Source organism: Mesorhizobium sp. M4B.F.Ca.ET.203.01.1.1, assembly GCF_004791025.1.
Taxonomy (GTDB): Bacteria; Pseudomonadota; Alphaproteobacteria; order Rhizobiales; family Rhizobiaceae; genus Mesorhizobium; species Mesorhizobium abyssinicae.
This window is the reverse complement of record NZ_SRUO01000019.1, coordinates 1-12960: the sequence shown is the minus strand read 5'-3', so window position 1 is coordinate 12960 and position 12960 is coordinate 1. Positions and strand designations below refer to the sequence as shown.

General features: G+C 60.0%; 12 protein-coding genes and 4 pseudogenes. 9 read left to right on the top strand and 7 right to left on the bottom strand.

The window, feature by feature from the left end; all coding sequences use genetic code 11:
• The first annotated feature begins 135 nt into the window (after window positions 1-135).
• The 5 genes and pseudogenes from EN846_RS28520 (at window position 136) to EN846_RS35360 (ending at window position 6500) form a co-directional block, all read left to right on the top strand.
• Window positions 136-1326 (top strand): DUF932 domain-containing protein, encoded by a 1191-nt coding sequence (locus EN846_RS28520; RefSeq protein ID WP_128346187.1) that lies wholly within the window; start codon window positions 136-138, stop codon window positions 1324-1326.
• Between the two features lie 166 nt (window positions 1327-1492).
• The gene (locus tag EN846_RS28515; protein ID WP_128346186.1) at window positions 1493-3589 is read left to right on the top strand and encodes a ParB/RepB/Spo0J family partition protein; all 2097 of its coding nucleotides are present in this window, start codon (window positions 1493-1495) and stop codon (window positions 3587-3589) included.
• A gap of 60 nt (window positions 3590-3649) precedes the next feature.
• Window positions 3650-4699: a toprim domain-containing protein gene (locus EN846_RS28510; protein WP_128346185.1), complete on the top strand. Its 1050-nt coding sequence runs from the start codon at window positions 3650-3652 to the stop codon at window positions 4697-4699.
• A 354-nt stretch (window positions 4700-5053) separates the two neighbouring features.
• A pseudogene (locus EN846_RS28505) lies at window positions 5054-5976 on the top strand (DUF2493 domain-containing protein).
• 356 nt (window positions 5977-6332) lie between these two features.
• Window positions 6333-6500, top strand: a complete 168-nt coding sequence (locus tag EN846_RS35360; protein ID WP_187331533.1) for a hypothetical protein — start codon at window positions 6333-6335, stop codon at window positions 6498-6500.
• 259 nt (window positions 6501-6759) lie between these two features.
• Here the strand turns inward: EN846_RS35360 and EN846_RS28500 are convergent, their stop codons facing one another.
• The 3 genes from EN846_RS28500 to EN846_RS28490 all read right to left on the bottom strand — a co-directional run bounded on the left by EN846_RS28500 (window position 6760) and on the right by EN846_RS28490 (window position 8289).
• On the bottom strand, window positions 6760-7068 hold the full coding sequence (locus EN846_RS28500) for a hypothetical protein (RefSeq protein ID WP_127282183.1): 309 nt from the start codon (window positions 7066-7068) through the stop codon (window positions 6760-6762).
• A gap of 640 nt (window positions 7069-7708) precedes the next feature.
• Window positions 7709-7927, bottom strand: a complete 219-nt coding sequence (locus tag EN846_RS28495; protein ID WP_127282182.1) for a hypothetical protein — start codon at window positions 7925-7927, stop codon at window positions 7709-7711.
• A 53-nt stretch (window positions 7928-7980) separates the two neighbouring features.
• Complete coding sequence (locus EN846_RS28490) at window positions 7981-8289, bottom strand: hypothetical protein (protein WP_128346184.1); 309 nt, start codon at window positions 8287-8289, stop codon at window positions 7981-7983.
• Window positions 8290-8538: 249 nt separating this feature from the next.
• Between EN846_RS28490 and EN846_RS36055 the strand changes: the two are divergent.
• The 3 genes and pseudogenes from EN846_RS36055 to EN846_RS28475 all read left to right on the top strand — a co-directional run bounded on the left by EN846_RS36055 (window position 8539) and on the right by EN846_RS28475 (window position 9359).
• Window positions 8539-8770: pseudogene (locus tag EN846_RS36055) on the top strand (hypothetical protein).
• Window positions 8771-8893: 123 nt separating this feature from the next.
• A complete protein-coding gene (locus EN846_RS28480) occupies window positions 8894-9091 on the top strand; it encodes a hypothetical protein (protein ID WP_135859638.1) in 198 nt (65 codons plus the stop codon).
• 47 nt (window positions 9092-9138) lie between these two features.
• A pseudogene (locus tag EN846_RS28475) lies at window positions 9139-9359 on the top strand (hypothetical protein).
• 1027 nt (window positions 9360-10386) lie between these two features.
• On the opposite strand, the gene EN846_RS36050 reads toward EN846_RS28475, so the two are convergent.
• The 3 genes from EN846_RS36050 to EN846_RS28455 all read right to left on the bottom strand — a co-directional run bounded on the left by EN846_RS36050 (window position 10387) and on the right by EN846_RS28455 (window position 11814).
• A complete protein-coding gene (locus EN846_RS36050) occupies window positions 10387-10620 on the bottom strand; it encodes an SgcJ/EcaC family oxidoreductase (protein ID WP_245493329.1) in 234 nt (77 codons plus the stop codon).
• A gap of 674 nt (window positions 10621-11294) precedes the next feature.
• The gene (locus tag EN846_RS28460; RefSeq protein WP_128346228.1) at window positions 11295-11483 is read right to left on the bottom strand and encodes a DUF3606 domain-containing protein; all 189 of its coding nucleotides are present in this window, start codon (window positions 11481-11483) and stop codon (window positions 11295-11297) included.
• Between the two features lie 34 nt (window positions 11484-11517).
• A complete protein-coding gene (locus tag EN846_RS28455) occupies window positions 11518-11814 on the bottom strand; it encodes a helix-turn-helix transcriptional regulator (protein ID WP_281015769.1) in 297 nt (98 codons plus the stop codon).
• Window positions 11815-12109: 295 nt separating this feature from the next.
• Here EN846_RS28455 and EN846_RS28450 point away from each other — a divergent pair, with 295 nt between their 5' ends.
• Window positions 12110-12544, top strand: coding sequence for a hypothetical protein (locus tag EN846_RS28450; protein ID WP_135859639.1), 435 nt, complete (start codon window positions 12110-12112; stop codon window positions 12542-12544).
• Window positions 12545-12727: 183 nt separating this feature from the next.
• On the opposite strand, the pseudogene EN846_RS28440 reads toward EN846_RS28450, so the two are convergent.
• Window positions 12728-12960, bottom strand: a pseudogene (locus EN846_RS28440) (hypothetical protein); the annotation flags it as partial.

Sequence of the window (12960 nt, the reverse complement as noted above, 5' to 3'; positions counted from 1 at the left end):
CCGCCTTGTACGCCCTTTTTTGTGTTTGTCGGGAGAGCGGGGGCTCTCCCGACAAAGAGTCAGAGAAGGGCCGGGTTTTCGGCGACGGGTTGAGGCGGAAGGAGAGGCCTTCGGCGCCCGTCATGGAGACGACCCATGACACAAGTTCTGAACGCCACCCGTGATCTTTCCGGCGGCTTCAAGGTGGATTTGAGCCGCGGCGAGCGGATTGGTCGCGTGTCCTCGGAATGGTTTTCGCGGCCGGCCGACGAGCGCTACTTGTCCTTATCGGAGCTATTCGAGGCGGTGCAGACGCGGACCGAGCGCAGCCGGACGAGAACCGTGGAAAGCGCGGCTATTCGTGTAGAGGCAAGCCGCAACGATGCCGAGCGCCTGACGCTGGTGCTGCCGGGCTCCGATATTCCAATCGCCCCAACTCATTGGAGTTTTGGCCAACTGGCGAGTCTTGTTGGCGCGCCGGCGGCCTATTTGCGCCAACTTCCAGCGCCGCTCGCCGGCATCAATCTACAATATGGCCTGACGTCTCACCGCTCCGAACAGGTGAAGACACTGGAAATCGAGGATGGTCGTGTTAAGTTGCGTGCGGTCACCGGCCCGGACTACGGCCGCATCTTCGATCGCGAACTGGTCGCCGCCGTGCAGCGCATCGCCGGCAACGGCACAGGTGACACCCGGTGGAAGGTGCCGGGCGTCCTTGACTGGTCGACCAGCATTTATAATCCGCGAGCCGACATCACTAAGGACACCACGACGCTCTACGCCTCTGACCGCGACGTGTTCCTTTTCCTGGTCGACGATCTCAATCCGATCGAGGCTGGCCGGCTACGGGACGGCTCAGCCGATCTTTATTTCCGTGGCTTTTACTGTTGGAATTCGGAGGTCGGCGCCAAGACGCTCGGCATCGCAAGCTTCTATCTTCGCGCCGTTTGCCAGAATCGCAATCTCTGGGGTGTTGAGGACTTCGAGGAGATTACCATTCGTCATTCGAAATACGCAGCTTCACGTTTTGCGCGTGAGGCCGCGCCGGCGCTTGCACGCTTTGCCAATTCGTCGCCCATGCCCTTCATCAACGGCATCAAGGCGGCGCGCGAGCGGATCGTTGCCCGTACCGATGACGATCGCGGCGACTTCCTGCGCAAGCGTGGCTTCTCAAAGGCGGAGGCGACCAGGATCATTGAGACAGTGCTGACCGAGGAAGGTCGCAAGCCTGAAAGTGTTTTCGACTTCGTGCAGGGCATCACGGCGGTGGCTCGCGACAAGACCCATCAGGATGCCCGGCTTGATCTGGAGGCGCGGGCGAAGAAGCTGTTCGACAAGGCGGTCTGACATTCTGGAAGCCAGGAGATGCACCGGTCTCCAGTTCTGTCCGCTTCGCGTCTTCTTTTTCTCGTGCTGCGGCGTCGTCCTCAAGAGTAAGAGGGCGGCGCTGCGCTTTGTGACGGGTTGGAGGTCGAGAGAGTGGCTTTCGGCTGCCCGTCGCGGAGTAACATCGATGGCTGCTATTGCCAAAAAGATAACCCTGTCGTCTTCGCGCGACATCCCTTTCAACAAGCTTGTGCTCAGTCAGGCAAATGTCAGGCGCGTGAAAGCCGGCGTCTCGGTTGAGGAACTGGCCGAGGACGTTGCCCGCCGCGGCCTGTTGCAGGGGCTCAGCGTCCGGCCAGTCAGGGATGAAGCCGGCGTGGAAACCGGCATGTTCGAGATTCCGGCAGGTGGCCGCCGTTATCGGGCGTTGGACCTTCTGGTGAGGCAAAAGCGCCTCAGCAAAACCGCGCCGGTTCCCTGCATCGTGCGAGAGGAGGGTATTGCCGAGGAAGACTCGCTGGCGGAAAATGTCCAGCGCGCGCCCCTTCATCCGCTCGACCAGTTCCGGGCCTTCCTTGCCCTTCGCGAGAAGGGGCAGTCAGAGGAGGATATCGCTGCCGCGTTCTTCGTCTCGACCGGTGTGGTCAAGCAACGCCTGAAGCTGGCTTCGGTGTCACCGGCACTGCTTGAGATTTATGCCGAAGATGGTCTGACGCTCGACCAACTCATGGCGTTCACTGTATCCGGCGATCATGAACGCCAGCAGCAGGTATTCGAACGCCTGAAGCCCTCCTATGACAAGCAGCCCTATGCCATTCGGCGCATGCTGACGGAGGGCTCGGTGCGTGCGTCAGACAAGCGGGTGCAGTTCATCGGCATCGACGCCTATGTCGAGGCCGGAGGCATAGTCATGCGCGACCTGTTCCAGGGCGACGACGGTGGCTGGCTGCAGGACGTCGTCCTGGTAGACCGGCTGGTCGCGGATGAGTTGGAACGACGCGCGGAGGCGGTTCGCGCAGAAGGCTGGAAGTGGATCGAAATCGCGCCCGACTTCGCCTACGGCCACGCCTTCGGTCTCCGCCAACTGCGCGGAGAACCGTCGCCTCTTAGCGCCGAGGAGGAGTCGACGCGTAAGGCCTTGCAGCTCGAGTTCGACCGTCTGTCGGAGGAATATGACAGCGTCGAGGACCTCCCGGACGAAATCGATCAGCGTCTCGCTGAATTGGAGACTGGACTTCAGTCCTTCGAAAACCGGCCACTCACCTTCGACCCGCTCGAGGTTGCCCGCGCCGGTGGCTTCATCAGCATCGCGCCAGACGGGTGTCTCCGCGTCGAGCGCGGCTTCGTCCGTCCCGAGGACGAGTTGCCCATCGGAACGCAGCAAAGCGAAGAGGGGGAGGAATCCCTGACAGCTTCTGCCGTCCGAGACGGGGAAAGCGTTTCGGCCGATCGTGAGCCGCTGGCCGAGCCCGAGGAGGCCGATGGCATCTCGCCGATTTCTGACCGGCTCATGACGGAACTGACGGCACATCGAACCCTTGGCCTGCGCGAGGCGCTCGGTGGAAATCCAGACGTCGCCTTCCTCGCCGCCTTGCACGCGTTCACGCTGAAGATCTTCTACCAATATGGATCAGATAGCTGCCTGGAGTTGGACTTGAAGAGCGTCGGTTTCGGCGCTCAAGCCTCAGGATTGAACGACAGCACCTGCGCACAGGCGATCCGTGTGCGACACGACCTGTGGGCTAACGCGCTGCCGAAGGAAGCTGCCGACCTTTGGGATGCCCTTCGCGACTGGGATCGCGATCGCCAGGCTGCGCTTTTCGCACATGCCGTCAGCATGTCGGTCAACGCCGTGCATGAAACATGGAACAGGCGCCCGCGCGCTCTCGCCCATGCCGACCGGCTGGCACAGGCCATCACCCTCGACATGACGGCGGCCGGCTGGCGGCCGTCTGTCGACAACTTCTTCGGACGTGTCACAAAGGCGCGCATTCTCCAGGCACTCACTGAAGCGAAGGGGCAGGAAGCCGCTGACCGAATAGCGCACCTCAAGAAGGGCGACATGGCGAGCGAGGCGGAGAAGCTGATCGGCAGCAGCGGTTGGCTACCTGAGCCCCTGCGCACCCCGGGAAACGGGAATACAGAAACGAATGAGACAGGATCGCCGCAAACGGTGGTCGAAGCGACGGCAGGGAACGACGGCGAATTGTCCGTGGCCGACACCGAGAGCTTCGCTGAAAATGACGAAGCCGCGAATGAGCCTCACACGATCGCTGCTGAATGATCAGCCGCAAGTCTTCATCTGGCCCGCCGGAGACGGCGGGCATTTTTCTGGAGGCGGACCGTGTCTAGAAGCCCGAACGACCTCGCCGGCCGTCTCAGCCGGCAGGCGGAGGCGGTATGTCGGAACTATCTTTCAAACGGCCGGCGCCATGGCAACTATTGGCTGGTAGGCGACGCCCGAAACACGCCTGGGCGATCGATGTATGTAAGGCTGAACGACACTCCCAAAGGTCCCGCCGGCAAATGGACTGATGCTGCTACCGGCGAGCACGGCGACCTGCTGGACGTGATCCGCGAGAGCTGCGGCCTGATCGACTTTATCGATATCAGCGCGGAAGCCTGCAACTTTCTGAGCTTGCCGCGCTCCGAACAGCAGCCGACGGTATCGAAGCAGACCAGGGCGCTGGCCCCTTCCGGTTCGGCAGGAGCAGCGCGGCGGTTGGTCTCAATGTCGCGGTCGATACCAGGAACGCTTGTGGAGACCTATCTTCGTGGACGCGCGATCTCAGCCTTGCACGAGACCGGGAGCCTTCGGTTTCATCCGAGCTGCTATTACCGTCCGGAACGCGGCCCGACCGAAACATGGCCGGCAATGATCGCAACCGTCACCGACCTCAAAGGCAAACTCACCGGCGCCCACCGCACCTGGCTCGATCCGGGCGGATTTAGCGAGGCTCACCTTGGCCGCGCTCCGATTGAGACGCCGAGACGCGCCATGGGCCAACTGCTCGGACACGCCGTCCGCGTCGGCTGCTGTTGCGATGTCATGGCTGCCGGCGAAGGCATCGAGACCATGTTATCGCAACGCACTGTCCTGCCCGCCATGCCGGCACTCGCGGCACTGTCGGCGGCGCATCTGTCCGCAATCCTGTTTCCTGACACATTGCGGCGGCTCTATATCGCCCGTGACAATGATCCGGCCGGTGACGGAGCAGTGGCAACTCTCATCGAACGCACCAATGCGGCCGGTATCGAGGCGATGGTCCTGGTGCCGCAGCTCGGCGACTTCAATGAGGACCTGCGCCTGCTCGGTGCCGACGCCTTGAGGGCGATGCTGCGGGTCCAACTCGCGCCGCAGGATGTCGAACGCTTCATGACGTCCGCGGCCTGACTGGAAAGGGAAGGGGAGCGGCGTGCCGGCGTTTTCGTGGCTCGGGTGCGCAAGGGACCTCCGTTGAGGAGAGGGCCGGCCCAAGGCCTTCAAGAGGGCGATAGGGCGCCGGCCGATCCAGACAGGCAATGGCTGCGCCCGGCTATTTTCCGGCGGCCCTTGCCAACCCAGGCGGCAAGTCACGGGGAGCCCCCCTTCGGGCCTTTCCATCGCCAGACAAAATATCCGGGCTTCGCCATCCTCCACCTCCTTTCCGGCCCTACGCTGACGCTTCGGGTGCAAGTCCGGGTCGTCCATCGCCTTCGACGCCATGAAGGCCGCGATGGGCGCGGCGATCCCACGAAGGCAAGCCCCATGAGCACCGAGCACGATGCCGACTTCCAGCCTCACCCCTCATCATCACCAACAGATCATGTCCTTCAGGAGCTTCAGCTTTACGGCTTCCGTCCCTTTGACGAAGAACCCGACCCGCGCCCGCTTCCCGAAGGCAAGGTGGTCGCAGCCAGCATCGCCGATATCTTCGACGCTCTCGTGGTGGCAATGGCCGACACACGCCTTGAACCCGATCTCGAGGAACTCCTGTGGGGAACGGTCAATCTGTTCCATCGCGCGACCAGGCGGATCGAGCGGGAGCTCGATGAAAACGAGCTTAGCCAGCTGCGGCTGCAGCGCGAACAGGACGGATCCGAGGTCAAGTCGGTCGAGCTCGAGCGCCTCATCGCGCAAGGTCAGACCCTGCTCGAACGCCGCAGCGCTTGATGCGCGACCAGGCCGCCGAGCACTACGAGCGTAACACCCACTCGATCTGGCGCCCGCGTTCCGGTTCTGTCGTCAACCATCGCCACCTGACCGCGGCAATGATCGACAGCAGGGACTTCGTTGCCGCGAGAAAGCATGCGGACAGCCAGGTGCTGTTGCCACCCGGACCGAAAGTCGCTTTCACCGGCGGGCTCGATTTCAACGATCACAGGCTGATCTGGGCCAAGCTCGACCAGGTCCATGGCAAGCATCCTGACATGGTTCTTCTGCACGGCGGATCACCGAAGGGTGCGGAGTTGATCGCCGCCAAATGGGCTCGCAGCCGCAAGGTGCCACAGATCGCCTTCAAGCCGGACTGGACCAGGCATGCCAAGGCCGCGCCGTTTAAACGCAACGATGCCATGCTCGACACATTGCCGATAGGCGTCATTCACTTCCCCGGCTCTGGCATTCAGGACAACCTCGCCGACAAGGCCCGCAAGCTTGGCATTCCGGTGATGAAGTTCGGGCCCGCGTGAAGGGGCTACCAGTCCACTCGCCTCAAGTCATTCGCTCTGATTTCCGTCGCTCCCCGCGCGTTCATCGAATGACCGCTCAAGCCGCTCTGGCGTCGATCAAGGCAAGGCAGCAAACCACCAGGTTCACATCTGTCTCGTCCTGGAAGCAGAGACAGGGGACCGATCTCCGCGTTTGTCGGCGCAATTCCTTGGTCCGGTCCGAGGACCTGATGCCATCAACCCGTAAAGGGTCGGACTACGCAAATCGTGCCGCCATTGCGGCTTCGCCTCCACGGTGATTGCGGCCCTCGGCCGGACACATCGGGCGCCTGTCACGCGGGGATCGATCCCCGCTTCCAAGCAGGAGAGCCGGATCAATGTCCCTCATAGAAGCAAACGCCTTTGCCTTCAGCCTCGCCACCAGCTTGATGGTCAGCATCGTCATCTTTCGTGCCGGCGATGGCACGCTCGCGGTCATGCCGGCAGACGAGTACGATGGTGACCCGTCCGAGATCGTCGGTGAGATAGACCCCCACGCCTCATGAATCGTCGCGGCTTTGCCGACGCCCCGGGTGGCGCGGCTGCCTCTCGAACACAGGTGCCGGCAGTATCGTCAGCCTGTATCTTTGCGTGGCGTCGTTCGCGCCGCTTTGAGGGTGCCCGGCGAAGGCGCGGGGCCATCGCCTAACATTTGTTAGCGCGGAATACCTGCCTGCCGTGCGAGCATAGTTGCGGCTCGACCCTCGCGGGCTCTAGGGTCGTGACCACCGCTTGCCCGCTGGCTTCGGCCGGCGGGCTTTTTGTTTACGTCGCCTTATCGACCAGCGGCGTCTTCCGTTTCGGCGCCACGTAGCTGGTGACAAGCCGCACCGTGTTGAGCTTGACCGTGACTGGACCGCCAAGGTTCACCGTCACTCTGTCCTCGTCGACATGCGTGACGTCGCCCACCAACTCGACCTTCTGCCCGCTGCTCACGTTTGGCGACCGGTCTACGATCGAATGCGGCTGGTGGTAGGAAGGGATCAACACGGCGACCCGATCCTCAGTCACGCGCTTGCGCACGGTCGCGGTGATCGCGACCTCGTCGCCGACTTTGATGCTGCCCTTCGCCATGAAGGAGACTCTGGGGCGCAGGGCGGCATAGTCAAGCAGTTGCTAAAATAGACCATTGCAGGAGGCTCATTCGGACCTCAGTCCACATCGCATGATGAGGCCTGATCGGATACGTTTTGCTCCTCGCCGGCTGTTGAAACCACTCCTCCCCGGATTGGAAGATGTCGGCGGCCAGCCCGGCTCGCAAGTCCTGTGTCACCTCGACCAGCGAGCCGGGCTTGGCAAACAGCAACCCGATGGTCGGGGATAAGCGCTTGTTGACCGCCGGGCCTAGCCGGCAAGGCTACCGGCTGGCGACGTTATCGGCCCTTCCATCTTCTGCTATTTGGCAAAAAAGCGGTGGGTGTCGGGTTCCTCTATCCGCAAATCGGATGAGCCCGGAGTCGCGACCCACTCGAAACAAACGCCAACTTCAGCGGTTCCTGTCATTGGAGGAACCGTTATGTGCTCGGCAATCCACAATGAAGATGAGCGCATCGCCCATCTAAAGCTGTTGGCGGAGCGACTGATGAGAGAGACTGGCATCGGGCAGGAAGAGGCGAAGCGACTGGTCGAGTTGATTGGAACTGATTGGAATTCGCTGCTTCGCGAGGCTAGGTTCCTGAAAGGTCGACACTAGCGGGTTGCGGGCCGGCCGGCACTAGCGGATCCGCTGGATGCGGCCTTTGTCGAGTCGAAACACCCCGTTCTGGCCGCCCTGCTTCTCAAAGTCGGTTTGTATCTCATCCCAGGTGCCAAGGTACTTTCCGCAATCATCGCAAAAAATGGGCGTATCCGGACGAGCGTCATCGGGAATCCTGAGCCTGATGGTGAGGCAGTATGGGCATTCCAACCGATGATCGAGATATTTCGGGGCCATCGACCAGTTCACCATCTGCTCTGATTTGCGCTGGATCCCGCGCTGGCCAAGCGTTAGAAGCTCGCTCGCCAAAAGACGCGGTGGTTGGTCGTGGAGGGAAGTCGCAAATCGTCCAGCCTGGTTTCCGCTTCGTGCGCAGCAAAAATGGCGCTCGCACCATCGAATTCCATCGGGATGTGAAACATTTGAGCCGTGTCCAGGACTATCTCCTCAATGTCCTCAAGGGCGATATTCTCCGAGGGATGGCGACGCCTGACTTGTTCCGCCACGACCGGAACGTTGACAATGCCGAGCCTCTGGAACGCCTCAGTGACACTCGCCGTGACGTCGTCCAGTAGGGTTTGTGAATAATGGTAGCGCATGGTGACCTCTTGTCCTCCGGGACCGGGTTACCCTCACCTTCACCATGCGCGCTCGCGAAGCGGAGGGCAAGTCACAAAGCATTAAATAAACTAATATTTTCAATAAGTTAGTACTTGCGGTAGAAGCAGCCCTAAATGCATTCACCTCATCGAGCGTACAGACCCAAGAGGATGGTCATGCAACCTTTGGAGTGTTATGCTCATTATAAGCCAACTACTCATTCGACGCTTTATGGGTGAGGTCGTAAAATGCCACAAATCGAGAGACCTGTACGTCTTCAAATAATGTTGTCGCAAAGGGAAATTGATGCGCTGGAGGACTGGCGCTTTGAAAGACGAATGCCAAGCCGAGCGTCAGCGGTGCGTGAGCTGTTGAGGCGGGGCCCTGGCTGCTGAGGGCTTTCTCTTGGCGGATGGAAATATCAAATCCCAGGATTTTGGCATTGTCGGTAGCAGCAACGGACAGGGGGATGCCAATTAGGACGCTTCATCGACAAGGTGACCTTTGATGCCGAAACAGGCCCAGGACCAGCATGCCTCGATGCAGGATTTGGGGAAGAATTAGCCTAGTGCGCAGTTGGACCTATATGCTAAAATCTCATCAATGGACCAACGAACCATTGATAGCGCGCTCGTCCTGCTCAGGCAGTATCGCGACATCCTTGTAATGAGCTACGCGCCAATAGGGCCTAGTGGCGTTCCTGAGACACGCACGCCAGCACAGGCCGCTGATCCGATCGAAATAGCCGCGCTGGAAGATATCGCCTCGCTCGATGCGGTCATCAAAGAGATGTCGACCTAACGTCTCCGACGAAAGGAACCTAATGCCGGGCCGGCGCTTGTCGCGAGATGAGTATGCGCGGCATCAACTTTCTGGACAAATGGATTTCCAACAACATCCCGGAGACGGTCGGCGCCGACGTCATCTCCGTGGCTGAATTGGCCCAACAGCTTTTTGCTGACGCCAAGGCACTCGGGATCGACAGCACGGAGATCGAGGAAGAAATTGGGAGCGTCTATGAGTGATCATGGACGCAACCGTTCATCGCGAGGCCGGCGTCGCGGATTGAGCGTTCGGATGCGGTTGACCAATGCTGAACTCATAGACCTCGCCCAAATCCTCGTCAGTCACCCTGACCCAAATGAATTCGGCTGCTCGCGCTTTGACATCACATCCAGTACCTTCGCGAGCTGCCTCTCCCGGTGTCTCGGCCCTCACGACTCGCCATGTAGTAACCGTCTCACCCGTCATTTGTTCAACAAAATACTCTGGCATCGGGGCATTCCCTAGGCTGACTGGGATTCCAACTTCTGACGAAGCCCAATGTTCCGCGCGGTTTGCTGGCTGCCCCCTAGGCAAAGCAGCGCCTGCAGTTGCGAATGCTTAGACTGTCTGGAACTCCTCACGCCCCTCGTGCATTGTGTGCTGTAGCGGTCGATTTCTCAGGAATGTAGCCGCTCCCAAACCAATAGGCCTTCCGCCCTCTCCCTCTGGCGGAAGGCCTATTTGGTTCAAGCGCTACGTCGCGTCGAAAGCGCTTGCCATAACTTCGTTTCGTCCGTCATTCCATTTTGGAAAAGGTCGAGCACCTCATCTGCGAGAGCTTCCCTCTGTTCCCTGTCTTTCTTGGCAAGGTAGCGCTCGTCGCACAGTTGGTTGAACACCCGCTGGAGCAAGTCCAGATCAGCGGGATCAAATATTGCCGCTGTGGCGATGCCATGGCATTGCCGTCCTCAAAGCGGTTCCGGGTCAAGGCTGGCGGCCCAGCGGCCGGGTCGGCCGCTAGGCCTAACCAGCAAAACGGGGTAGGTTTGCCGGCTGACTGCGCATTATAGCACCGCTCATTAGCGGATGCTAATCTATTCAAATTGTCTGCACCACTCAAACCCTGCCGCAAGTTCCTCACTTTGCGTTGGAGTGGGGAGCAATGGCCCCTGGAACATTGTCGGTGTTCTGGGCCACCTTTATCCGCCAGCCCGACTTTTCTTATTTCACAATCAGAAGCAGGATGCCCTGCCGTGGTCCGGCCGGTGAGCCGTCCGGAGCGGATGCACCGGTCAGCGTCCACGAATAGTGCACCGCTGCAACGCCGGGAGTTAGTTCGACAATGACGAGACAACACCCTCCAATCGGCTGTCACGAAACATCGTTTCATGAGTTGCGCGGTGCGCCGCTTCGATCTCGCTGCGGTTCTTCCACCACATGCCCACGACATTAACGAAGTTGGCGTCCTCGGAGAACAAAGCACCAAAGTCCTCCATATCGTGTCTATTCCAAGCGTCGGCAAAGGCGATGGCGGCATCTTCAGGTTTGCTAACCGCGATTGTCACGAGAAATCTCCTTTTCTCTCCCGTGGGCCATGCGATCGGAATGGTAGCGGCGTCGGCGGGCGCTGTCACCGGAACGGCTCTTGGGAGGTAGCGGCTTAGGTTCTGGTGCGTTTTGAAAGCGATCGCCACAGCTCGGTCTCGTCGGTAGATCCGTTGTCGAAAACTTCGAAGATTTGAGAGGCAAGATGTTCCCTCTGGTCCCTGTCCTTGAGGGCGAGCCGGCGTTCTTTGCACAGTCGGTCAAAGACCCGCTGCAGCAAGTCCAGATCAGCGGGTTCGTACACACCACTGTTGCGCGACAATGACATCGTTGCCGCCCTAAAACCCTGGTCGGAATTATCTCACACTGCAGGGCTGGCGCGAAGAAAAATCAGCGGGTCTGTCGGCGGTGGATAGCGTCTCAGTCGAAAATTTCAGGGAACAGTTTCAGGTCTGGCGGATTTCTATCGCGAGCGGCCAGTCCCCTCCGCCGCTCCCCCAAGCAAGAGCCCGTCGTTCTCTCCCCGAGACGGCGGGCTTCGCGTACGCGCCACGTCGATGCTCGCCTACGGCAGGGATTGAGGCGCTTGTCGCGTCATGATCCGGGGCCGCTGTAGATAAGGTCTGGTGGTCGGCCCGGTGCTCAGGCCAAGGCGGCTCGCCTCATTGGTGGTCTCACGTCTGGGAATTTCTCGTTATCGTCCTGGCAATGCTTTGGCAGCCTTGGTCAGGGTCGCGCGACTATTGCCGTGCTTACGGATGAGTTCTCGAACTTGAGCGGGTGTGATGTTGTTCTGCAGGGCGAATAAATTCACCTCATACTCATCGTCAAGCGAGATTTGGCCTGCGGCCCGGAGGTCGGCTCTGCTTTTGTCCTTGGCCATTTGGGGACTCCCTCCGCCAGCTTCCAGGAGTCTTCTATTCGGCCGAGCAATGTGTCTGCCGACGGCGCCACGTTCTGTTGCCGGTGTGGCGACCTCCAGTCTGACCCTCAGAGCGCGCTAGTGATGGGCTCCCTTTGGCGGAAAAGACAATTCCCGCTCCTTCGAAAGCCTGCAGCACAGCGGCGACTTTGCGGGGATGCGGTTTCCTTAGCCCGTTCTCAAAATCGCTGATCGTCGTTTCGCTAAGATTGCACTTGGCGCCAAGCCGCACGCGCGACCACTTCAATAGCGTTCTTGCTGCTCGCGCATGCTCTGCTGTCAGGTTTCGCACTTCACGGACCTCCTGTTGACCAACAGCGGACTGAACGGAAGGTTCCGGAGCATTTTAGGGTTTGCTAACGGAACTGAAACGGCCATGCGATATTGAAACAATTCGATGTCGCGTGGGTCCCGATGCGTAGGCGTGCCGGGGACCAAGCCTTTCTCGTTATCGGATCCAAACGGCCCTCCCCAAACTCGCCACTTGCGCTTACCGATCGGGACTTCGGTCGCAAGCTCAACCGACCCGAATGCCGGCTTAGCCATTTAATTAGAAAGTGCTAAAGTCTCTTTATCGGAGCTATTTGATGGATGAGGCAGCCGTTTATCTAGAGGCGAAGCGACGGGCCGATTCGCTTGCGCCGCCGCCCAAATTTGACCCTTTCCGTGCAGGAATGAACGGGGCGGTTGTGACCGCAGGCGCGATGGCGATCTTCCACCGCCTTGCTGTTATCGACCACATGACGGGGGCAATCGGCGTCATCATCCTTTTCGGATTTGCGCTGCCATACTTCCATCTTCGAAGCGAGGATCGAAGGCACTCGGAGGCCTTTGAGGCTGAGTATGCCAGTCAGTTGGACCTGGAGAGGGCACGAGAAATGAGCCTGCCTGCTGTCAAGACAAGCTCATCTCCGCTGAGAAGAACCCGTCAGCCGATAAGAAAAACCCGCCTGCCGGCAAAACCCGCCCGGGGTGGCCGCGCCCGCTGGAGCACCCGTTGGCAGGGTCCTAAGTCAATTTAGCAAGTTGAGACAAAACGCGGGAGGTGGGGCAAGCGCGTCCAAGGAGGCTCCAGGAAGCCGGAAGGGTATGAAGCTGCCGGCGACGCAACGGGTGAAGCCGGGCTGATCGGCCGCGTCAATTTCTTGAAGGGTGAGGAGAAGCTCTGCCACCCGTCGCTGAAGGACTTTTGAGGGTCGTCAGTTTCAGGGCAGCGGGCTCGGCTTGTCGCTCAGAGTACGCAAGTAGGCAATCACGTTGACCCTTTCAGCCTCGTCCGGAACCCCAGGCATCTCCATGTAGACGCCCGGCGTAGTGACCATGGGCTCAAGCAGATATTTGTTCAGGTCCTCGTACGTCCACACGCCTTCCCAGCCCAGCAAAGTCTCGGAATAACGCATTTTCGTCATGGAGGCCTTGTCGCGGCCGACGACGCTCC

Bases quoted from the DNA above. Each gene is read 5' to 3' on its own strand.
- EN846_RS28520 (WP_128346187.1), top strand. From the start codon at position 136: ATGACACAAGTTCTGAACGCCACCCGTGATCTTTCCGGCGGCTTCAAG.
- EN846_RS28500 (WP_127282183.1), bottom strand. From the start codon at position 7,068: ATGGCGAAGGGCAGCATCAAAGTCGGCGACGAGGTCGCGATCACCGCG.
- EN846_RS28490 (WP_128346184.1), bottom strand. From the start codon at position 8,289: ATGCGCTACCATTATTCACAAACCCTACTGGACGACGTCACGGCGAGT.
- EN846_RS35360 (WP_187331533.1), top strand. From the start codon at position 6,333: ATGTCCCTCATAGAAGCAAACGCCTTTGCCTTCAGCCTCGCCACCAGC.
- EN846_RS28450 (WP_135859639.1), top strand. From the start codon at position 12,110: ATGGATGAGGCAGCCGTTTATCTAGAGGCGAAGCGACGGGCCGATTCG.
- EN846_RS28495 (WP_127282182.1), bottom strand. From the start codon at position 7,927: ATGGCCCCGAAATATCTCGATCATCGGTTGGAATGCCCATACTGCCTC.
- EN846_RS28515 (WP_128346186.1), top strand. From the start codon at position 1,493: ATGGCTGCTATTGCCAAAAAGATAACCCTGTCGTCTTCGCGCGACATC.
- EN846_RS28460 (WP_128346228.1), bottom strand. From the start codon at position 11,483: ATGGCCAAGGACAAAAGCAGAGCCGACCTCCGGGCCGCAGGCCAAATC.
- EN846_RS28480 (WP_135859638.1), top strand. From the start codon at position 8,894: ATGGACCAACGAACCATTGATAGCGCGCTCGTCCTGCTCAGGCAGTAT.